This is a genomic window from Nonomuraea fastidiosa, from assembly GCF_042751225.1.
Lineage (GTDB): Bacteria > Actinomycetota > Actinomycetes > Streptosporangiales > Streptosporangiaceae > Nonomuraea > Nonomuraea fastidiosa.
The window spans coordinates 1,108,086-1,127,356 of sequence record NZ_CP170570.1 but is presented as its reverse complement, the minus strand read 5'-3'; the positions used below and the strand labels follow the sequence as shown (position 1 = coordinate 1,127,356).

Here is a 19,271-nt window from a genome sequence, read left to right as displayed (position 1 = left end):
AGACCTACCGGCTACACCGATGAGACCCGATTCAGGCCGAAGCGGCGTCCTTCTCCCGGTTGCGCAGGGCGCGGCCGACGCCGTCGGCGCCCTCCAGGACGAGCCGGCGCAGCGCCTGCGGCGGCTGGGCGTCGTCGAGGAAGCGCTGGGCGGCCTCCACCGTGGCCGGCTCGATGAGCAGCGCGGGGAAGCAGCCCGTGGCGAACGTCGACGCCTGGTCGAACGTCCACTCCTTGTAGATGCGCCCGACCTCGGCGAAGTACTTCTCCCGGTACGGCGCGAGCAGCTCCACGTGGTGCGGGTCCTGGAACCCGGCGATGGTGGCCCTGGCGATGTGGTTGGCCAGCTTGCCGCTCACGATGCGCTCCCACGCCGCCGCCTTGGCCTCGGCCGTCGGGATGGCGGCCCGGCACGTGGCGGCCGAGCGCTCGCCGGTGGCGGTGGGGTCGCGGCGCAGCTCGGCCTCGATGTCGTCCGCGCCGCGCCGCCCGCCGGAGACCAGCGCCTGCAGCAGCGTCCAGCGCAGGTCGGTGTCCACGGCCAGGCCCTCGGGCACCGAGGTGCCGTCGAGGATGTCCTGCAGCAGGTCGAGGTCGGCGGGCGAGGTGGCGACGGCGGCGAACGCCTGCACGAACGCGAGCTGGTGGTCGGAGCCCGGCTCTGCGGCGGCGATCAGCTTGCGCAGCTCGGTGGCCAGCAGCGCCAGGCCCTCCGCGCGCCAGGCCGGGTCGGCGTACTGCTGCACGGCCTGGCGGGCCTGGCGCAGCACCGCCTGCAGGACCGTGAGGTCGCTGACCGTGGCGACGCCGGAGACGACGAGCCTGACGTAGTCGCGGGTGGACATCTCGCCGTCGCGGGTCATGTCCCAGGCCGCCGACCAGCACAGCGCGCGCGGCAGCGACTCGGTGAACTTCGCGATGCCGCCGTCGACCAGCGTCCGCAGCGAGCGCTCGTCGAGGCGGATCTTGGCGTAGGTGAGGTCGTCGTCGTTGAGCAGCACCAGGTCGGGCTGCTCGGCCCCGACCAGCTCGGCCACCTTCGTACGGGCGCCGACGACGTCGAGCTCGACCCGCTTGGTCCTGGTCAGCTCGCCGTCGGCGAGCTTGTACAGGCCGATCGCGATGCGGTGCGAACGCAGCGTCGGGTAGTCGGCGGGGGCCTCCTGCAGCACCTCGAACGAGGTGAAGCGGCCGTCGGACACCTCGAACTCCGGCCGCAGCGTGTTGACCCAGGAGGTCTCCAGCCACTCCTTCGACCAGGAGGACAGGTCCCGGCCCGAGGTGCGCTCGAGGGCGTCGAGCAGGTCCTTCAGCTCGGTGTTGCCCCAGGCGTGCTGGGCGAAGTAGTCGCGTACGCCGGCCAGGAAGTTGTCCAGCCCCACGTACGCGACGAGCTGCTTGAGCACGGAGGCGCCCTTGGCGTACGTGATGCCGTCGAAGTTGACCTCGACCGCCTGCATGTCGGGGATGTCGGCGGAGATGGGGTGCGTCGAGGGGAGCTGATCCTGGCGGTAGGCCCAGGCCTTCTCCACGTTCGCGAACGTCGTCCACGCGCCGCCGCCCCACCGGGTGGCCTCGGCCTGGGCGAGCACCGACATGTAGGTGGCGAACGACTCGTTGAGCCACAGGTCGTCCCACCAGCGCATGGTGACGAGGTCGCCGAACCACATGTGGGCCATCTCGTGCAGGATCGTCTCGGCGCGCCGCTCGACCAGGGCGTCGGTGACACGGGAGCGGAAGACGTAGTCCTCCAGGAACGTCACGCAGCCCGCGTTCTCCATCGCGCCCGCGTTGAACTCGGGCACGAAGAGCTGGTCGTACTTGCCGAACGGGTAGCGCACGCCGAACACCCGGTGGAAGAAGTCGAAGCCCTGCCGGGTGACCTCGAGGATGTTGTCGGCGTCGAGGTGCTCGGCCAGCGAGGCGCGGCAGTAGACGCCGAGCGGGATGCCGTCGTGCTCGGAGGTCACCTTGTGGTACGGCCCGGCCACCAGCGCGGTGATGTAGGTGGAGATGGCCGGGGTGGGCGGGAACTCCCACCGCTTGGCCGCCTGCACCGTGCCGTGCTTGCCCTTGTGCTCGGGCAAGTCGGTCACCGTCTCGACGGCCGCGTTGGAGACGACCTCCCAGTCGGCGGGGGCCAGCACGGTGAGCTTGAACGCCGCCTTGAGATCGGGCTGGTCGAAGCACGCGTACATGCGGTGCGCGTCGGCCGTCTCGAACTGGCTGTGCAGGTAGACCTTCTGGTCAACCGGGTCGACGAAGCGGTGGAGTCCTTCGCCGGTGCGCATGTAGGTGCAGTCGGCGTCGATGACGAGCTCGTTGCTCTCGGCCAGCGACGGCAGCGGGAAGCGCCCGCGTTCGGCGTCGTAGGCCGACACGTCGAGGTCCTCGCCGTTGAGCGTGACCCGCCTGACGTTGGCGCCGTGCAGGTCGATGAAGGTGGACGACCCAGGAGCGGTGCTGGTGAAGCGGACCTTCGTGACGCTCTCGAAGCGCTCGTCTCCCTCGGTCAGGTCGAGTGCCACGTCGTACGACTCGACCGTCAGCAGCCGGGCGCGCTCGCGAGCCTCGTCCCGGGTCAGGTTGCCTGCCAACTTGTGCTCCTTTTCACCACTTCGTCGGGGTTGTCGGTATCCTGCCACGCCGGGAATAGGACCCGAACCACCTCAGGTTACGGGCTGACATGACAGAGAAGATTCCCGTGGACCTCTGGTTCGACCCCGCGTGTCCGTTCGCCTGGATCACATCGCGGTGGCTGCTCGAGGTCGAGAAGGTCCGGCCGATCGAGCCGCGCTGGCGGCAGATGTCGCTGTACTTCCTCAACGAGGAGAAGGACGTCCCCGCCGATTACCTTGAGCGCGCCGCGAAGGGCATGGGCTCCGTACGGGTCATCGCCGCGGCCGCCGCCAAGCACGGCGAGGAGTACATCGGGCGGCTCTACACCGCCATCGGCACCCGGCTGCACAACCAGGGCCTCGGCAAGGAGCCCGAGCGGCTGCGCGAGGTCATCGAAGACTCGCTCGACGAGGTCGGCCTCGACCGTTCGCTCGCCGACGAGATGCGCTCGGAGGAGTGGGACCCGGCCATCCGCGCCTCCCACGAGGAGGGCATCGGCCTGGTCGGCGAGGAGGTCGGCACCCCGATCATCCGCGTCGGCCAGAACGCGTTCTTCGGCCCGGTGATCACGAAGATCCTGCGCGGAGAGGACGCGGGCAAGCTCTGGGACGGCGTCCTCCAGGTCACCCAGTACGACGACTTCTTCGAACTGAAGCGCACCCGGACCAAGCGTCCGCAGTTCGACTGACACTCCGGGAGCAGAAAAGTCGGTCGCGGTGTAAAGGGGCTTATCCCTGATTATGGATGAGCCCTCGCGTCCAGGGCCCGGTCGCTGTCAGTATGGGGTCATGCGTCAGCTGTACATCGACGGCTCCTGGACCGCATCGGCTTCCGCCGAACCCATCGAGGTCGTGAACCCGGCCACGGAAGACGTCATCGACCATGTGCCCGCCGGCACCCCCGACGACGTCGAGTCGGCCGTGGCCGCGGCGCGGCGCGCCTTCCCGGCGTGGGCGCGCACGAGCCCCGCCGAGCGGGGCAGGCTGCTCGCCGAGGCGGCGGAGCTGCTGAGACAGCGATCGCATGACATGGCCAAGACGATCGCCACCGACATGGGTGCGCCGCTGGGGTTCGCGCTCAAGGTGCAGACGCTCATGCCCGCGACCGTCCTCGCCTCCTACGCCGAGCTGGCGGAAAGCCACCAGCGCGAGACGCGCACCGGCAACTCGCTGGTGGTCAAGGAGCCCGCCGGCGTCGTCGCGGCCATCACGCCGTGGAACTATCCGCTGCACCAGATCGTGTGCAAGGTCGCGCCCGCGCTGGCCGCCGGCTGCACGGTGGTGCTCAAGCCGAGCGAGGTGGCGCCGCTCGCCGCGTACGCGCTGACCGAGATCTTCGACGAGGTGGGACTGCCGCCCGGCGTGTTCAACCTCGTCAGCGGCCGCGGGCCCGTCGTCGGCGAGGCCATGGCCACCCACCCCGACGTCGACATGGTCTCCTTCACCGGCTCCACCGCCGCGGGCCGCAGGGTGGCCTCGCTGGCCGCCGAGACCGTCAAGCGGGTGGCGCTCGAGCTCGGCGGCAAGTCCGCCAACGTCATCCTGCCCGACGCCGACCTGCCGCTCGCGGTCAAGGTCGGCGTGGCCAACTGCTTCGTCAACGCCGGGCAGACCTGCTCGGCCTGGAGCCGCATGCTCGTCCAGCGCGACCAGTACGACGAGGCCGTGCGCCTGGCCGTCGAGTACGCCCGCGGCTACCGCGTCGGCGACCCCTTCGACGACTCCACCAAGATCGGCCCGCTGGTGTCGGCCGCCCAGCGCGACCGGGTCATCCGCTACATCATCCGGGGCGAGGAGGAGGGCGCCCGGCTGGTGGCCGGCGGCACCGAGCGGCCGCACGAGCGCGGCTACTACGTCGAGCCCACGGTCTTCGCGGGCGTGGAGCCGGGCATGACGATCGAGCAGGAGGAGATCTTCGGCCCGGTGCTGTCGCTGATCCCGTACCTCGACGAGGACGACGCCGTCAAGATCGCCAACGGCACCCGGTACGGCCTGGCCGGTGCCGTCTGGGCGGGCACCCAGGAGCGCGCGCTCGAGGTCGCCGGCCGCCTGCGCACCGGTCAGGTGTCGATCAACGGCGGCCGCTTCAACCCGATGGCCCCCTTCGGCGGCTACAAGCAGTCGGGGCTGGGCCGCGAGCTGGGCGAACAGGGCCTGGAAGAATTCTTCGAGATCAAGGCCCTGCACCTCTGACCGGCGTCCCGGCACCTCTGACCGGCGTCCCGCGCTGCCTCACGCGCCCCCACGCCGCGAAGCGGCCTTGCGCCTCTCGCAGCAGCGCTCCGCCTCAGAGCGGGGCTGCGTCTGCGAGTGGCGCTGCGCGTGAGTGGCTCTGCGCCTCTGGGCGGTGCTGCGCCTCCGCGCGGCGCTCCTCCTCTCACCGGCTCTGCGCCCTCATCACAGGGACCTTGCGCCCCTGCTGGTGTCGGCCCCGCCGGGCGGCGTGAAGGCAAGAGGCGCACGCGAAGCGCGGCGCTAGGCGGCTCGGGGCGGCTCTAAGGCGGCGCCGGGACCTCGGGGACGAGCAGCCGGGCCGCCCGGCGCCGACGCGAGCGTTGCAGGCCACGCCGCGGCGCCGCTGCCTCCGTACGGGCGCGCGCACGGCGCGAAGCCGTCCAAGTCAGCGCGACCGTTGTGGATGCAGGCGCGCATGCCGACACGGACGTTCCAGGCGCGCATGTCGGCAGAGGCGTCGCAGGCGCGCAAACGTACGTGCCGGGCGGCCCGGCCGGTCGGCACGAGCGTTTCAGGCGCGCAGCCGCCCGTGCCGCCGCCGTGGGCTCAGACGAGCAGGCCGCCCGTGGCCAGGATGTTCTGGCCGGTCACCCAGCGCCCGTCGGGCCCGGCCAGGAACGCCACCACCGCCGCGATGTCGTCGGGCCTGCCGAGCCGCCCCAGCGCGGTCATGGCAGGCGTGCGCTCCAGCGCCTCGGGCGGGTTGGCCCCGCGCAGCATGTCGGTGTCGGTGGCGCCGGACGAGACCGCGTTGACCGTGATGCCGCGCCCGCCGAGCTCGCGCGCGGCCACCTTGGCGAACTGCTCGATCGCCGCCTTGCTGGCGCAGTAGAGGGCCAGGGTGGGCGCGGGCACCTGGGTGTTGAGCGAGGAGACGTTGATGATCCGCCCGTTGTCGCGCATCACCCGGCCCGCCCACTGGATGGCCAGGAAGACGGCCTTGGTGTTGACCGCGAACACCCGGTCGTAATCTTCGTTCGTGATCGCGTCGATGGGCTTTTGCGCCTCGGCGGTGGCGGCGTTGTTGACCAGGATGTCGAGGCCGGGCAGCCGCGCCTCCGCCTCGGCGAACAGCCGCCGCAGGTCCTCCTCGTCGCCCACATCGGCGCGTACGGCGTGTGCGCCCGTTTCCTTGGCGACCTGCTCGGCCGCCTCGTCGGAGCTGCGGTAGCAGAAGACGACGTCGGCGCCGTCGGCGGCCAGGCGCTCGACGATCGCCTTTCCGATGCCTCTGGCGCCGCCGGTGACCAGCGCGCCCTTGCCGGAAAGTACGCTCATGCCGCCCAAGCTACGCCTGAAGCAGGATCGTCCGGGCCTCGGTTCGCGGCAGGCGATCAACATAGAGCTTGCCGTCGAGGTGGTCGGTCTCGTGCTGCAGGCAGCGGGCCAGCGAGCCGCGGGCCTTGAGCCGTACGGGCCGCTGCAGCCGGTCGAGGCCCTCGACGGACACGCCCGCCGCGCGGGCGACCGGAGCGTAGAGCGGCTTGCCCGTTCCCCGGTCGGTCACCGACAGGCAGCCCTCCTGGTCGATCACCTCTTCGGAGTCGTCGACGGTCAGCACCGGGTTGATCACGTGTCCCCTGCGCCCGGCGATGTCGTAGACGAACAGCCGCCGCGACACGCCGATCTGCGGGGCGGCGAGACCGACGCCGTTGACCGCGTACATGGCCTCGAACATCTCCTCGATGAGCCTGCGCAGCTCGCGGTCGAAGTCGGTCACCGGCTCCGCGGGCGTGCGCAGGACGGGGTCGCCGATGGCCCGGATCTCTCGCATGGGTCTTGCTCTCGCTTCCGTGTAAGGACTGGATGCGGCTAGGAGTCCTTACTGTAGCGGCCGCAACCCTTCATCGGGGGCTGTGAAAGACTGGAACCGTGCGTGTCTACATCGGTGCCGACCATGCCGGCTATGAGCTCAAGAACCACCTCGTGTCCTGGCTGAAGGACCATGGGCACGAGGTGACCGACTGCGGTCCCTTCGTCTACGACGCCGAGGACGACTACCCCGCGTTCGTGCTGCGCGCGGCCGAGGGCGTCGCGGGCGACCCTGGCAGCCTGGGCATCGTGATCGGCGGATCGGGCAACGGCGAGCAGATCGCCGCCAACAAGGTGCGCGGCATCCGCGCCGCCCTGGCCTGGAGCGAGGAGACGGCCAGGCTGGCCCGCGAGCACAACAACGCCAACATCGTCAGCGTCGGCGCTCGCATGCACTCCATCGAGGACGCCACCAGGTTCGTGGAGGTCTTCCTCTCCACGGCGTTCTCCGGCAGCGAGCGTCACAGCAGGCGCATCGCGCAGCTGACCTCCTACGAGACCATCGGCCAGCTGCCCTCGCTGCCGTCGTAGTCAGCCCTTGCGCTTGGCCTCGCGCCTGGGCATCTCATCACGCAGGGGCCGCCGGTCGGCGGCCTCCTGCTGCTGCTTCGACGGTCTCGACACGTCGCGGGCGCGCATGGCGACCACCGGCGTGATCTGCAGACTTTGCAGTGCCATGACTTCGAGCCTACGCCAGGATCCGGCGCCGGTCGCGGGACCGGCGCCGGGAAACCGGCCCTAGAAGACCGGCCCTAGAAGACCAGCCCCGTCCACGGCTTCGGGCTCCACGACATCGCCGTGGCGAGCCTGCGCACGGTGCCCGCGGTGTGCTCGCGCAGCAGGCCCGCGTGAAGCTGCTCGGTGAGCAGGCCGTCGCCGAGGTAGGCCGAGCCGAGCGAGGCCACCGGCAGCGTGACGTCCGGCTCGTCGTCCACCGGCTTGCACTCGGCGCCCGACAGGTCGGCGGTCAGCCGCCAGCGGCCCGCGTTCCACGGGCACACGTCGTCCTCGACCTCGATCACCGCGTCCACCGGCGCCGAGTACGACCGCGCCGACAGCGCGCGGTCCACCTCGACCAGGCGCACCCACAGCTCGTCGGACCAGCGGGCGCGGACCTGGCGGTGGTCGGCGAGCAGCGCGAGCAGCGGGTCGTCGGCCGGCCTGCCGTAGGTCTCGACGCGGGTGACCAGGTCGCGGTCGAGCACGCTGCGCCACAGCAGCGCGTAGGCGGCCGGGTCGGCCGCCTCGATCTCGCCCAGGTACAGCGTGCCCGCGGGGAGGTCGTTGTCGTCCCACGACGCCTTAATGCGGAACAGCGCGTAGCCGCGGACACCCTGGTCGTCTTCGGCCAGGATCGAGCGCAGCGGGCCGTGGCCGTTCTGATCGGGCTCTTCGTCGGCGAAGATCTCGTCCCAGATCTCCCGGCTGCGCACGTAACGGCCCGGGCGCTGGGTGACGACGGAGGCGAACAGCTCCTCCAGCTCCGCACGCACCTCGGCGGGCTGCGCCACCCTGAGCCGCAGCGACGGGTCCTGGGGAGCGTTCGGCACGAACGCCGAGCGGTGGGTGTCGATGCGGAACGGCAGGTTGGTGGACGCCCTTCCGTACCCGTACCGGCCGTAGATGACCGACTCGGAGGCGTAGAGCGCGGCCACGGGCTCGCCGCGGTCCCGGATGTCGGTGAGCTGCCTGCGCATGAGCGAGGACAGCACGCCGCGGCGGCGGTGCGAGGGCAGCACGGCGACGGCCGTCACCCCCGCGACGGGCAGCTGCCCGCCTGGCACCGTCATCGTGAAGCTGAAGATGGAGGTGACGCCGGCCATCTGGTCGCCGTCGAAGGCGGCGAGAGTACGGTCGAACTCGGTTCGAGCCTTGTTCCGCTCAAGAAGAGCGGGATGCAGCGTCCAGCCGAACGCCTCCTGGAGCACCCGGTTGAACGCCGGCCACTCCGACTCGTCTATCGGACGGATCGGGTACGTCATTCATCCACGGTAGGAGCGGGCAAAGGGGTGGGGCCACCGAATTATCCCTGCTTAATGATCAAGGCGTTGGTCAAGTGGGCTGCCCAAACACGGGTCAGACCGATACAGTCAGGCCCATCATGAGTTCCCGTCCGGCGCCGCTGATCCCGCCACGGGTCCGCGCCGCCTTGGTGCGGGTGCCGTTCTTGGTGCATGTCGTTCGGTTTGTCCGGCGCGTGCTGATCGCCCGCGACCGTAACCTGCTCATCACGCTCACCGTGCTGGCGCTGGTGATCGGGTTCCTCGCGGCCGAGGTCTCCCACGAGTGGTTCTCGCCTTCGCTGCTCATCCTCGTCACGCTCGTCGGCGGGCTCCAGCTCCGGCTGCGCAGCCTGGTCAAGCTGCTGGTGGGCGTCGGTGTCGCGCTCGGCTACATCGCCGTCAATCTCGGCGTCGGCCGGATCGGGCTCGGGCTCGGCGTGACCATCCTGTTCACCTCCGTGCTCGCCGTGCTCATGGCGCGCACCCGGGGCAAGCTCGGCGTGCAGGGCCTGCGCGGCGACGCGATGCTGCTGGAGCTGCGCGACCGGCTGAAAAGCCAGGGCGAGCTGCCGCCGCTGCCCAAGGACTGGGGCGCCAAGGTCGTGCTCAAGCAGGCCGGCGGCTCGTCGTTCGGCGGCGACTTCCTCGTCTCGATGCGCGACGGCGACACCGTCGAGATCGCGCTGGTCGACGTCTCGGGCAAGGGCGTCGATGCCGGCACGCGGGCGCTGCTGCTGTCGGGCACGTTCGGCGGGCTGCTCGGCTCCGTCGACGACTTCCTGCCCGCCTGCAACGCCTACCTGCACAGGCAGCGAGCCGACGAGGGCTTCGTCACCGCCGTGCACCTGCGACTCGACCTCGCCACCGGCGACTACACGATCACCTCGGCCGGGCATCCACCGGTGGTGAAGTTCGACGCGGGCACCGGCAACTGGCAGGTCGCCTCCGCCAAGGGCGTCGTGCTCGGCGTCGTACCCGACCTGCACTGCGAGCCCGACAGCGGCACCCTGCGCAAGGGCGATGCGCTGCTGCTCTTCACCGACGGGCTCATCGAGCAGCCGGGCCGCGACATCGACGCCGGGCTCGACCGGCTGCTCGGCGAGGCGGAGCGGCTGCTGCCCTCCGGCTTCCGTGACGGCGCAAGAGCCCTGGTCAACGCCATGGTCTCCGGCCACAACGACGACTGCGCGCTGGTGCTCATCTGGCGCCCGTGACGTTTCACACGGGACGAGTCGTGACAGCGGTCACTGGCGACGCCCGCCGTCCGCTTGAGAAGCTCTAGGGGGTCGGGCCCCCGGCGGAGCGGCGCGGCTCCACCGGGGCCCGTCACGACACTCTCCCGCGCGCCGGACCGCTCACAGCCAGCCGCAGTCGCTCGCGATGCGGACCGCGTCGAGCCGGTTGCGCGCGCCCGTCTTGCACATGATGCGCGACAGGTGATTGCGCACGGTGCCGACCGACAGGAAGAGCTGGTCGGCGATCTCCGTCGAACGCGCGCCGCCCGCCGCGATGCGCAGCACGTCGAGCTCACGCCTGGTCAGCGGGTTGTCGGCGCAGCGCAGCGCGGCCACCGCCAGCTCCGGCTCGATCGCCCGCCGGCCCGCGGCCACCTGGCGCACGCCCTCGGCCAGGCGCTCGGGGCGTACGCACAGGCTCATGAACCCCAGCGCGGGACCCGCCAGCGCCTCGCGCACCTGCGCCGGGTTGGGCGAGGCCGACAGGATCAGCACCCCGCACCGGGGCGCGTGCTCGGCGAGCAGGTCGCGCGCCGGCGGCCCGGGAAGGTCGAGATCGACGACGGCCACGTCGGGATCGGCGCTCTGCGCCGCCAGGACGACCTCGTCGGCGTGTCCGGTCTCGGCGACCACCCGCATGTCGGGCTCGGCCCCGAGCGTGGCGAGCAGACCACGGCGCACCAGCGGCAGGTGCTCGGCGATCAGTATGCGGATCAAGACGCCCCCCTCCATCGTCTCTTAGGGTGATCGTCTGATCGCAAACTGTCAATGCTTGTCAAAAGCGGTAAGCCGTAAGGCGTGGCGAGTTCGACTACTCTGGGGCTGTCGGACCTAATCGTCTGTCCCAATCGTCTGCCGGGAGCGCGCCTAGATGAACTGGCTTTACGCCGTGGGGATCATCCTGTTCCTCCTCGGTCTGATGGTCTCCATCGCGCTGCACGAGCTCGGCCACCTGGTCCCCGCCAAGCTCTTCGGCGTCAAGGTCACCCAATACATGGTGGGCTTCGGCGGCACGGCGTGGTCCCGGCGCAAGGGCGAGACCGAATACGGCATCAAGTGGATCCCGTTCGGCGGCTACATCCGGATGATCGGCATGTTGCCGCCGCGTCCCGGCGACGACCCCCGCAAGGTGCGCAGCACCGCCACAGGGCCGTTCCAGGGGCTGATCGAGTCCGCCCGCGACGCCGCGCAAGAAGAGGTGCGGCCCGGCGACGAAGACCGTGTCTTCTACCGCAAGAAGTGGTGGCAGAAGGTCATCATCATGTCGGGCGGCCCGGCGATGAACTTCGTACTCGCCTTCGTCTTCTTCAGCATCCTGCTGGTCGGCATCGGCCTGCCCACCTGGGCGCCGATCGTCTCGCCCGACACCAACACGTGCGTGATCCCCATCAGCGAGCAGCGTACGCAGTGCGCGCCCGGCGACAAGCCGACCCCCGCCGCGCAGGCCGGCATGAAGCCCGGCGACAAGCTCGTCACCTTCGACGGCAAGAAGATCGGCTCGTGGGAGGACGCCACCAAGCTCATCCGCTCCCACGGCCCCGGCCCGGCGAAGATCGGCATCATCCGCGACGGCAAGCCGATGACGCTCGACGTCACGCTCATCGCCCAGGACCGGCCCAACCTCGAAGACCCGTCGAAGATCGACAGGAACGTCGGCTTCCTCGGCGTGCTGCCCACCGAGGTGATGCAGAAGCAGAGCATCGGCCAGGTCATCGGCTACATGGGCGACCTGTCGGTCCGGGTCGCGGGCTCCCTGCTCAACCTGCCCAACAAGATGGTCGGCGTCTGGCACGCCGCCTTCTCCGGCGAGGAGCGCGACCCCGAGGGCCCGGTCGGCGTCGTGGGCGCGGGCCGCATGGGCGGCGAGATCCTCGCCTCCGACCTGTCCACCGAGAAGAAGATCGCCATCTTCGTCAACCTGCTGGCCGGCTTCAACCTGGCGATCGGCATGTTCAACCTGCTGCCGCTGCTGCCGCTCGACGGCGGCCACATCGCGGGCGGCCTGTGGGAGGGCATCAAGCGGGCGTACGCCAAGATCATGCGCCGGCCGGAGCCCGCGTACGTCGACATCGCCAAGGTGTTGCCGGTGACGTACGCGGTGGCCATCGTCATGATCATCATGGCCGGTCTCCTCGTGTACGCCGACCTCGTCAACCCGCTCACGCTGACCAACTGACCCGGCTGCCGCCGCTGCGCTGAGGCGGCGAGGGAGGGAGCACCGGCCGCCGATGGCGCGCGGGCTTTCCAGGCTTTCCGGTGGGATCAGCCGAACGGCCGCGGAACGCGGCCGTTGCACAGCAGCCCGTCCATGAGGACCGCCAGCATGTGCTCCACACCGGCCCGGTCGGCGGCCGACTGCTCGCCGGCCCAGGCGACACCGGCGGCCAGGTGAAGGACCTGCGAGGCGTCGATGTCATCCCGGACGGCGCCGCCGCGCTGGGCCGTCGCGACGAGTTCGTACGCAGCGGCGCGCATGGCATGGCAGGCCGAGTACAGCGGCGACGTTTCGTCGTGGAGCACGGTGGCGACGCTCGCTGCCAGCCCTCGATACGTCATGAGGTGGTTGACGAAGAGCTTCAACCAGGCCACGAGCGCCTCCCCTGGTGAGTGCTCAGCCTGAAGCCTGGCGGCCTCGGCGGCGAGGGCTTCGTAACGGTCGTCGAGTACGGCCGCCACCAGAGCCTCGCGGGTGGGGAAGTGGCGGTAGAGCGTACCTGAACCCACGTTGGCGTCGCGGGCGATGTCATCGAGCGAGGTCTCCACGCCCGCGCGCGCAAACGCTGCCCTCGCCGCAGCGAGCAGCCTTTCCCGATTGCGCTGCGCGTCTGCCCGCATTGCCCGCATTGCACGCGATGCCCTCTTGTCGCCCATTGCTCCCTTCCGCTCGAACCATTGTAGCGGGGACTGTCTCCGGATACGGTCAGTCTTACCGGAGATAATCCCCGGATGGCGGCCGTCGTGTGGCAAGGAGGCTACGGCAGTGATCACAGAAGTGAAGGCGAAGCTGGGACGCGTGGGAGTGTGGCTTGGCGGACGCCGCTTCCATGACACCCCGGTCGAAAGCTGGCGCCACGCGGTGCGGCGCATTGAGCAACTCGGGTATGGCTCGCTATGGGGGCCTGAAGGAATCGGCGGCAAGGACGCCTTGGCCAACGCAGGCATTCAACTCGCCGCGAGCAGGCACTTGCTGATCGGTACCGGAATCGCCAACATCTGGGCGCGTCATCCCGCCACAATGCAGGGCGGCGCCGCGACGTTGGCCGAGGCCTACCCCGGACGGTTCGTCCTCGGAATAGGCGTCAGCCAACGGCTTCTGGTCGAAGCCGGCGGGCTGGACTACGGCCGTCCCCTCAAGGTCATGCGGGACTATCTCGACGAGATGGACCAAGCGATGACGCGCAACCCGCCGGCTGCGCCGTTCGTCCGGGTGTTGGCCGCCTTGCAGCCCCGCATGGTGCAACTGGCCCGCGACCGCACCGACGGCGTCCATTCGTATGCGGCCCCGGTCGAACACACCGCGCTCGTCCGCGAGGCCCTGGGGAGCGACAAGTTGCTCATCCCCGAACAGGCGTTCGTCATCGAACCCGATCCTGAGCAAGCCCGTGCCATCGCGCGGCGGTACCGAGGCAAGATCAGCTCCGATTCGCCGTACGCGCGCAATTGGCTACGTCTCGGCTATGGCCACCAGGACATGGCCAACGGAGGAAGCGATCGGCTGGTCGACGCGCTGGTCGCGTGGGGCACCCCGGACGCCATCGCCGCGCGTGTTCAAGCGCAACTCGACGCCGGCGCCGACCACGTGCTTGTCCATCCCCTCGCAGATGACATGTCCACGGCCATCGAGCAACTCGAACACCTTGCGTCTGCATTGCCTCCTGGATGGGGGTGAGGCTGTCAGTTCAGGCGACCCAGGGCCCCATCGCGGACCCGGCACTCCGAACGCTCAACCGCATAGGGGCCGCCGGCGCAAACGCCGTCTCGATTCGTGGATGTACATCACCAGATGCGATATCCCCTGGTCATCCCCTGGTCATCCCCTGGTTTCAGTTCATCGAGATGTGCACGTGGTCGTAGTGGTTCTCGGTGATGCTGCCGCGGTCGGCCATGGCGCGCCAGCCGGTGCCGGAGTTGATGCGCTGCTTCCAGATCACATACTTCACGCCGAGCTTGTCCTTGTTCTGCAGCGCCCACTCGGCGATGCGGTCGCCGAGCGCGTTGTTGGCGGGCGTCGGCATGGTGCCGCCGGTGCTCATCATGAAGTCGCAGGCGCGGCCGAGCGGGTGCTCACCGCTGGAGCCCGCGCGGAAGCAGCCCACCGTGTACGGCAGCGAGAAGTTCTTTTCGATCTGGGCCTTCATCAGCCGCGTACGCGGGGTGATGTTGTCGGGGCCGCCGGGCAGCTCGGGCGCCCAGGTGCCGTTGGACCTGCGGCCCGTGGCGACCGGCACCAGGTCGCGCAGCTTCTTCTCGATGTCGCTGATGACGCCTTCGGCCTCGCGGCGCTGCTTCGCCACCTCGGCCGCGTCCTTCTTGATCTTGGCGGTCAGCGCGGCGGCCTCATCGCTGGCCTTCTTGCGCTCGTCGCGGGCCTTGGCGACGCTCGCCACCATGGCCTGCTGCTCGGCGGTGAGTTGTTCGAGCAGGGCCGCGGTGCCGGCGTCGCCCGGCATCATGAAGCCGGGCAGCGACGGGTCGATGTTCTGGTAGCGCAGGCGGGCGATCTCGGCGACCCGCTGCTCGGCGGCGGCCAGGGTCTGCTCGGCGGCGGCCAGCCTGGCCTGCGCGGCTCTGGCGGCCTCCTGTGCCTTGGCCAGCTCGACGCGCTTGAGGTTGTACTTCTCGATGAGCTTGTCGACCTTGCTGTTCAGCTGCTTGAGCTGAGCGCGGAGCTCGGACTCTTTCGGTTTCGGGGCGGCCGTCGCCGCGTGCGCCGGGAGGACGGCGATGGCGGCGGCGGCGATGAGACCGATGGCAAGTTTCGCGGGGGACGAAGCCGCCACGTATGAGTTCCTCTCCCTCTGCCGGCCGGGTTAGCTGACGGGTTCGGGCATGGGAGTCGCTCCCTACCGCCGTAGCGGATTCACCCCAAGGTGCGGTTGGGTCCCCGGCTCCCGGGCGACGCGCCCAGGATTAGGCGGGCATCAGCCGCGTTACGGCCGATGCATATGGGGATATTAGTGGTAGATCATGAGTCATGCGACCTTAAGTAGAAATCTATTAGTGATCGATCTGTGATCGGATCATGCGCGCCGCTTCCTCGGGCCGCACGTCGTTCACGAACGCCCCCATCGCCGACTCCGAGCCTGCCAGGTACTTGAGCTTGTTGGGCGCCCGCCGGATGGAGAACAGCTCCAGGTGCAGGTACGCCAGATCGCGCCCCGTACGCACCGGCGCCTGATGCCAGGCCGAGATGTACGGCATGACGACCCCGAACAGCCCGTCGAACGCCCGCAGCACCGAGGTGTAGAGCGGCGCGAACGCGGCGCGCTCGGCGTCCGTCAGCGCCGCCAGGTCCGGCACCTGCCGGTGCGGATAGATGTGCACCTCGAACGGCCAGCGCGCGGCGGCCGGCACGAAGGCCGTCCACAGCTCGTTCGAGGCGACCACCCGCGTGCCCTCGGCCCGCTCGGCGGCCAGCACGTCGGCGAACAGGTTCCCCGGCCCCTTGTAGCGCTCGGCGGCTCCGAGCTGCAGCTTCGTCCTGGGCGTGACGTACGGGTACGCGTAGATCTGGCCGTGCGGGTGCGCGATGGTGATGCCGATCTCCGCGCCCCGGTTCTCGAAGCAGAAGACCTGCTCGACGCCCTCGATGCCGGACAGCTCCGCCGTACGGTCGGCCCACGCCTCCATGACCAGCACCACCTGCTCGTCGGAGAGCGCGGAGAAGGAGGAGTCGTGGTCGGAGGTGAAGCACACGACCTCGCACCGCCCCACACCCGGACGGACCTCGCTCAGCCCGCCCACGGCCTCATAAGTCCCGAAATTTCCGGAGAAGGAGGGGAAGCGGTTCTCGAACACGACCACGTCGTAGTCGTACGAAGGGATCTCCGTCGCGCGCTCGTCCGACGACGGGCACAGCGGGCACTCGGCCGTGCCGCCGGTCGGCAGGAACGTCCGCGTCTGCCGGTGCCCCGCGATCGCGATCCACTCCTCGGTGAGCGGGTCGTAGCGCAGCTCCAAGGCCGGCGGCCGGGGGTCGAGCCGGCGGCGGTCGATCGCGCTCCTGTCGGCGTCGTCGCGCCGGTCGTAGTAGATCAGCTCCCGGCCGTCGGCGAGATGGGTGATGGTGCGCTTCACGACGAGCCCTCCGCGATGATCAGTTCGCCGGCCCGTTCAGCCAGCTCCGTACGTGCTTCCTCCGGCAGGCCCGCGTCGCTGACGACCACGTCGGCCTCGTCCAGCTCGGCGATCGTGCTGATGCCCACCGTGTTCCACTTCGTGTGGTCGGCCGGGACGACCAGCCGGCTCGCCGCCGCCACCAGCTCCCTGTCGGTCTCCGACTCCAGCAGGTTGGGCGTGGTGAACCCGGCCCGCACGCTCATGCCGTGCACGCCGAGGAAGAGCGTGTCGACGTGCAGGCGGCGGATCGCGGCCACCGCGACCGGCCCCACCAGCGCGTCGGACGGCGTGCGCACGCCACCCGTCAGCACGACCGTGCGGTCGGCGCGCGGGTTGCGGTGGAAGACCTCGGCGACCGGGATCGAGTTGGTGATCACGGTCAGCTCGGGCACGCCGATCAGGTGGTGCGCCAGCGCCCACGTGGTGGTGCCCGCCGACAGCGCCACGGCCGTGCCGGGGCGTACGAGCATGGCCGCACGCTTGGCGATGGCCTCCTTCTCCTGCTGCTGCCTGGCCGACTTGGCGGTGAAGCCGGGCTCCTCGGTCGAGCCGGGGCCCAGTGCGGTGGCTCCGCCGTGCACCTTCTCCAGCAAGCCGCGCTCGGCCAGCACCTCGAGGTCGCGCCGGATGGTCATGTCGGAGACGCCGAGTTCGCGTACGAGGTCGGCCACTCGCACGCCGCCGAGCCTGCGGACGCGTTCGAGTATCGCCTGCTGACGCTGCTGTGCGAGCACACCTGCTCCTTCCAACACATTCCACCAAATTATGACATGGACATGTTGGGGAATGTTAGTTCGTGCGGAGCGCTTGCGCTGGTCACCGTGTGGGGAGACGTTGAGTCAGAAGCAGTGCCGATCACCGGGAGGCGACCTATGGCAAGGCGCGCACGCAAGGCCAGGGCACGCAAGAAGAAGAAGGCGAACCACGGAAAGCGCCCCACCGCGCGATGACGGACGGCAGGGTGGCCGCCGCCGATCGCGGTCACCCGCCCGCCTAACCAGGCAGTTCCGTGAGCGCCTGGTCGATGCGCTCCTGCGGCAGCATGTAGTCCTCCAGCTCGTCCGCCAGATACCGGTCAAAGGCGGCCAGATCGAAGTGCCCGTGACCGCACAGCGCGGTCAGGATCACCTTCTCCTCGCCGCTCTCCTTGCACCGCAGCGCCTCCGCGATGGTCTCCGCCAGCGCGTGCGTGGGCTCGGGCGCGGGCAGGATGCCCTCGGTCCTCGCGAACCGTACGCCCGCCGCGAAACACTCCCGCTGCGACCGGGTCACCGCCGTGAACAGGCCCAGCTCGTACATGTGCGACAGCAGCGGCGACATGCCGTGATAGCGCAGGCCGCCCGCGTGGATCGGGTCGGGCACGAACGAGTGGCCCAGCGTGTGCATCTTCAGCAGCGGCGTGAACCCGGCCGCGTCGCCGTAGTCGTAGGCGTACACGCCGCGCGTGAACGACGGGCAGGCCGCCGGCTCGACCGCCCTGAACTCCGTCTCCAGCCGCCCCGCCAGCTTCTCCCGCAGGAACGGGAAGGCCAGGCCGGCGAAGTTCGAGCCGCCGCCGGTGCACCCGATCACCAGGTCGGGCATCTCGGGAAGCTGCGCGAGCGCCTCCTCGCCGATGACCGTCTGGTGCATCAGCACGTGGTTGAGCACGGAGCCGAGCGCATACCTGGCATCGTGGTTCGCGGCGGCCACCTCCACCGCCTCGCTGATCGCGATGCCCAGGCTGCCCGGCGAGCCGGGGTCGTCGGCCAGCACCTTGCCGCCCGCCTTGGTGACGGGGGAGGGGCTTGCGTGCACGGTCGCGCCGTACACCTGCATGAGAGAGCGCCGGTACGGCTTCTGGTCGTAGGAGGCGCGCACCATCCAGATCCGGCACTCCACGTCGAACTGCGAGCAGGCGAACGCCAGCGCCGAGCCCCACTGTCCCGCGCCCGTCTCCGTGGTGAGCAGCCGCACGCCCTCGCGCGCGTTGTAGTACGCCTGCGGCACCGCCGTGTTCGGCTTGTGCGAGCCCGCGGGCGAGACGCCCTCGTACTTGTAGTAGATCCTGGCCGGCGTGCCCAGCGCCTTCTCCAGCCGCCGGGCCCGCATCAGCGGCGTCGGCCGCCACAGCCGGTAGACGTCGAGGACCTCCTGCGGGATCGGCACGAACCGCTCGCCACTCACCTCCTGCGCGATCAGCTCCGCAGGGAACAGCGGCGCGAGATCGTCGGGGCCCACGGGCTGCCGCGTGCCGGGATGCAGCGGCGGCGGAGGCGGCTCCGGCAGGTCCGGAACGATGTTGTACCAGTTGTTGGGGATCATCGCCTCAGTGTGCGCCGCCGCGTGCCCGCGTTCCAGTACCGCCCGGCATCAGCACCGCGAGCCGCGCCGGATGGTCCGACCGCACCACCACGTCCGCGCTGCGCTGAGGGGCGGCCTCGCGCTCGTACCGCTCGTACGCGGGCAGCCGCCACCGCTCCTCCTCCTGCGTGCCGCGTTCGAGCGCGCCCGGCGACAGCCACAGGTGCACGCTCACCTCGAACGCCAGCCCCCGCCCCAGCAGCAGCGTCCCGTCGACCAGCACCACCCCGCCGGGCGGCAGCTCCTCGTACGGCAGCCGGTACGCCCGGTCGATCGCGCTGTTCCACAGCGCCGGCAGCACCCGCCCCGAACCGCCCGGCTCCAGCGGGTCCAGCACCTCCCGGCGCAGGGCCTTCACATCCAGCCAGTCGTCGTAGAAGGCGTCGGGGTCGGTCCTGCCGAACTCCAGCCGCAACGACGCGGGCCGCAGGAAGTCGCCCGCCGACACCCGTAGCACCGGCCGCCCGCGCAGCCGCACCGGCGCGACCAGCTCGTCGGCCAGCGCTGCTGGCCGTGCCGCGGGCGCGCCGTCCACCGCCACCCGGACGTACGAGCCGGGCGGGCGGTCACAGATCAGCTCGGCCAGCTCCTCGACGAGAGCCTCACGGGAGATCGGTCGCGCACGCACCCCACCCAGCCTACGAGCGTGGCGCATCGGGACGGAAAGGACGGCATCCGGTGTTCGCC

The 19,271-nt window shown here is 70.1% G+C and carries 19 protein-coding genes and 1 riboswitch; of the genes, 7 read left to right on the top strand and 12 right to left on the bottom strand.

Annotation, left to right across the window (positions count from 1 at the left end):
* Positions 1-31: 31 nt before the first annotated feature.
* A complete protein-coding gene (pepN, locus tag ACFMQL_RS05060) occupies positions 32-2,596 on the bottom strand; it encodes an aminopeptidase N (RefSeq protein ID WP_364057728.1) in 2,565 nt (854 codons plus the stop codon).
* Between the two features lie 89 nt (positions 2,597-2,685).
* Here pepN and ACFMQL_RS05055 point away from each other — a divergent pair, with 89 nt between their 5' ends.
* Together ACFMQL_RS05055 and ACFMQL_RS05050 are read left to right on the top strand one after the other, a co-directional pair.
* On the top strand, positions 2,686-3,306 hold the full coding sequence (locus tag ACFMQL_RS05055) for a disulfide bond formation protein DsbA (RefSeq protein WP_364057725.1): 621 nt from the start codon (positions 2,686-2,688) through the stop codon (positions 3,304-3,306).
* 100 nt (positions 3,307-3,406) lie between these two features.
* A complete protein-coding gene (locus ACFMQL_RS05050) occupies positions 3,407-4,810 on the top strand; it encodes an aldehyde dehydrogenase family protein (RefSeq protein ID WP_364057722.1) in 1,404 nt (467 codons plus the stop codon).
* Between the two features lie 588 nt (positions 4,811-5,398).
* Here the strand turns inward: ACFMQL_RS05050 and ACFMQL_RS05045 are convergent.
* Entirely contained in the window at positions 5,399-6,130 is a 732-nt protein-coding gene (locus tag ACFMQL_RS05045) for an SDR family oxidoreductase (RefSeq protein ID WP_364057719.1), read from the bottom strand.
* A 10-nt stretch (positions 6,131-6,140) separates the two neighbouring features.
* A complete protein-coding gene (def, locus tag ACFMQL_RS05040; RefSeq protein ID WP_364057716.1) occupies positions 6,141-6,626 on the bottom strand; it encodes a peptide deformylase in 486 nt (161 codons plus the stop codon).
* Between the two features lie 98 nt (positions 6,627-6,724).
* On the opposite strand from def, the gene ACFMQL_RS05035 reads away from it, so the two are divergent.
* Complete coding sequence (locus ACFMQL_RS05035) at positions 6,725-7,195, top strand: ribose-5-phosphate isomerase (protein ID WP_364057713.1); 471 nt, start codon at positions 6,725-6,727, stop codon at positions 7,193-7,195.
* On the opposite strand, the gene ACFMQL_RS05030 is transcribed toward ACFMQL_RS05035, so the two are convergent.
* The gene (locus ACFMQL_RS05030) at positions 7,196-7,342 is read right to left on the bottom strand and encodes a hypothetical protein (protein WP_355420198.1); all 147 of its coding nucleotides are present in this window, start codon (positions 7,340-7,342) and stop codon (positions 7,196-7,198) included.
* A 74-nt stretch (positions 7,343-7,416) separates the two neighbouring features.
* The gene (locus tag ACFMQL_RS05025; RefSeq protein WP_378784718.1) at positions 7,417-8,646 is read right to left on the bottom strand and encodes a GNAT family N-acetyltransferase; all 1,230 of its coding nucleotides are present in this window, start codon (positions 8,644-8,646) and stop codon (positions 7,417-7,419) included.
* A 119-nt stretch (positions 8,647-8,765) separates the two neighbouring features.
* Between ACFMQL_RS05025 and ACFMQL_RS05020 the strand changes: the two genes are divergently transcribed.
* Positions 8,766-9,881, top strand: a complete 1,116-nt coding sequence (locus ACFMQL_RS05020; protein ID WP_378784716.1) for a PP2C family protein-serine/threonine phosphatase — start codon at positions 8,766-8,768, stop codon at positions 9,879-9,881.
* Positions 9,882-10,022: 141 nt separating this feature from the next.
* On the opposite strand, the gene ACFMQL_RS05015 is transcribed toward ACFMQL_RS05020, so the two are convergent.
* On the bottom strand, positions 10,023-10,619 hold the full coding sequence (locus tag ACFMQL_RS05015; RefSeq protein WP_364057701.1) for a response regulator transcription factor: 597 nt from the start codon (positions 10,617-10,619) through the stop codon (positions 10,023-10,025).
* 154 nt (positions 10,620-10,773) lie between these two features.
* On the opposite strand from ACFMQL_RS05015, the gene ACFMQL_RS05010 reads away from it, so the two are divergent.
* On the top strand, positions 10,774-12,078 hold the full coding sequence (locus ACFMQL_RS05010) for a site-2 protease family protein (RefSeq protein WP_364057698.1): 1,305 nt from the start codon (positions 10,774-10,776) through the stop codon (positions 12,076-12,078).
* A gap of 86 nt (positions 12,079-12,164) precedes the next feature.
* Here ACFMQL_RS05010 and ACFMQL_RS05005 read toward each other — a convergent pair whose 3' ends face one another.
* The gene (locus ACFMQL_RS05005; protein WP_378784715.1) at positions 12,165-12,737 is read right to left on the bottom strand and encodes a TetR/AcrR family transcriptional regulator; all 573 of its coding nucleotides are present in this window, start codon (positions 12,735-12,737) and stop codon (positions 12,165-12,167) included.
* Positions 12,738-12,882: 145 nt separating this feature from the next.
* On the opposite strand from ACFMQL_RS05005, the gene ACFMQL_RS05000 reads away from it, so the two are divergent.
* A complete protein-coding gene (locus ACFMQL_RS05000) occupies positions 12,883-13,791 on the top strand; it encodes a TIGR03620 family F420-dependent LLM class oxidoreductase (RefSeq protein WP_378784714.1) in 909 nt (302 codons plus the stop codon).
* Positions 13,792-13,945: 154 nt separating this feature from the next.
* On the opposite strand, the gene ACFMQL_RS04995 is transcribed toward ACFMQL_RS05000, so the two are convergent.
* The 3 genes from ACFMQL_RS04995 to ACFMQL_RS04985 all read right to left on the bottom strand — a co-directional run bounded on the left by ACFMQL_RS04995 (position 13,946) and on the right by ACFMQL_RS04985 (position 16,975).
* Positions 13,946-14,902: a hypothetical protein gene (locus ACFMQL_RS04995; protein ID WP_364057689.1), complete on the bottom strand. Its 957-nt coding sequence runs from the start codon at positions 14,900-14,902 to the stop codon at positions 13,946-13,948.
* A gap of 5 nt (positions 14,903-14,907) precedes the next feature.
* Positions 14,908-15,049: riboswitch (cyclic di-AMP (ydaO/yuaA leader) on the bottom strand.
* A gap of 70 nt (positions 15,050-15,119) precedes the next feature.
* Complete coding sequence (galT, locus tag ACFMQL_RS04990; protein ID WP_378784712.1) at positions 15,120-16,199, bottom strand: galactose-1-phosphate uridylyltransferase; 1,080 nt, start codon at positions 16,197-16,199, stop codon at positions 15,120-15,122.
* Positions 16,196-16,975 carry a DeoR/GlpR family DNA-binding transcription regulator gene (locus ACFMQL_RS04985; protein ID WP_364057683.1) on the bottom strand — a complete coding sequence of 260 codons (780 nt, stop codon included), beginning with the start codon at positions 16,973-16,975 and terminating at the stop codon, positions 16,196-16,198. Before ACFMQL_RS04985 ends, galT begins: the two co-directional genes overlap by 4 nt.
* A 138-nt stretch (positions 16,976-17,113) precedes the next feature.
* Here ACFMQL_RS04985 and ACFMQL_RS04980 point away from each other — a divergent pair, with 138 nt between their 5' ends.
* On the top strand, positions 17,114-17,191 hold the full coding sequence (locus tag ACFMQL_RS04980) for a 50S ribosomal protein bL37 (RefSeq protein WP_378790134.1): 78 nt from the start codon (positions 17,114-17,116) through the stop codon (positions 17,189-17,191).
* 43 nt (positions 17,192-17,234) lie between these two features.
* On the opposite strand, the gene ACFMQL_RS04975 is transcribed toward ACFMQL_RS04980, so the two are convergent.
* Together ACFMQL_RS04975 and ACFMQL_RS04970 are read right to left on the bottom strand one after the other, a co-directional pair.
* The gene (locus tag ACFMQL_RS04975) at positions 17,235-18,545 is read right to left on the bottom strand and encodes a TrpB-like pyridoxal phosphate-dependent enzyme (RefSeq protein WP_364057680.1); all 1,311 of its coding nucleotides are present in this window, start codon (positions 18,543-18,545) and stop codon (positions 17,235-17,237) included.
* Between the two features lie 4 nt (positions 18,546-18,549).
* On the bottom strand, positions 18,550-19,212 hold the full coding sequence (locus ACFMQL_RS04970; RefSeq protein ID WP_378784707.1) for a uridine kinase: 663 nt from the start codon (positions 19,210-19,212) through the stop codon (positions 18,550-18,552).
* Positions 19,213-19,271 lie beyond the last annotated feature (59 nt).

Bases quoted from the DNA above. Each gene is read 5' to 3' on its own strand.
- ACFMQL_RS05055 (WP_364057725.1), top strand. From the start codon at position 2,686: ATGACAGAGAAGATTCCCGTGGACCTCTGGTTCGACCCCGCGTGTCCG.
- ACFMQL_RS05050 (WP_364057722.1), top strand. From the start codon at position 3,407: ATGCGTCAGCTGTACATCGACGGCTCCTGGACCGCATCGGCTTCCGCC.
- ACFMQL_RS05045 (WP_364057719.1), bottom strand. From the start codon at position 6,130: ATGAGCGTACTTTCCGGCAAGGGCGCGCTGGTCACCGGCGGCGCCAGA.
- def (WP_364057716.1), bottom strand. From the start codon at position 6,626: ATGCGAGAGATCCGGGCCATCGGCGACCCCGTCCTGCGCACGCCCGCG.
- ACFMQL_RS05030 (WP_355420198.1), bottom strand. From the start codon at position 7,342: ATGGCACTGCAAAGTCTGCAGATCACGCCGGTGGTCGCCATGCGCGCC.
- ACFMQL_RS05025 (WP_378784718.1), bottom strand. From the start codon at position 8,646: ATGACGTACCCGATCCGTCCGATAGACGAGTCGGAGTGGCCGGCGTTC.
- ACFMQL_RS05020 (WP_378784716.1), top strand. From the start codon at position 8,766: ATGAGTTCCCGTCCGGCGCCGCTGATCCCGCCACGGGTCCGCGCCGCC.
- ACFMQL_RS05010 (WP_364057698.1), top strand. From the start codon at position 10,774: ATGAACTGGCTTTACGCCGTGGGGATCATCCTGTTCCTCCTCGGTCTG.
- ACFMQL_RS05005 (WP_378784715.1), bottom strand. From the start codon at position 12,737: ATGCGGGCAGACGCGCAGCGCAATCGGGAAAGGCTGCTCGCTGCGGCG.
- ACFMQL_RS04980 (WP_378790134.1), top strand. From the start codon at position 17,114: ATGGCAAGGCGCGCACGCAAGGCCAGGGCACGCAAGAAGAAGAAGGCG.
- ACFMQL_RS04975 (WP_364057680.1), bottom strand. From the start codon at position 18,545: ATGATCCCCAACAACTGGTACAACATCGTTCCGGACCTGCCGGAGCCG.